Here is a 230-nt window from a genome sequence, read left to right as displayed (position 1 = left end):
TCGCACTCGCTGATCACGCGGGCGAACACGGGCGAGGTGTCCAGCAGTCCCACCGCCATCCCGGCCCACTGCGACCCCTGCCCCGGAAACACGAACACGGCTCGGGAAGGCGTCACACCGTTCTCGCTGCCGGCCTCGTGGGAGGCCAGTGCGTCGAGGCCTGCGAGCAGTGCGTCGCGTCCGCCGGTGCCGGGGACGACGGCTCTGGACTCGAAGGGGGAGCGTGTGGT

General features: G+C 71.3%; 1 protein-coding gene. It reads right to left on the bottom strand.

Annotated elements, in window-relative coordinates; genetic code table 11:
• On the bottom strand, window positions 1-230 hold a 230-nt coding region (locus OO67_RS35555; RefSeq protein ID WP_033305971.1), incomplete at both ends, for an acyltransferase domain-containing protein.

The sequence above is a fragment of the Streptomyces atroolivaceus genome (assembly GCF_000717025.1).
Lineage (GTDB): Bacteria > Actinomycetota > Actinomycetes > Streptomycetales > Streptomycetaceae > Streptomyces > Streptomyces atroolivaceus.
Note: the sequence above shows the minus strand (reverse complement) of the source record. Positions and strands in the feature narration are given on the sequence as shown.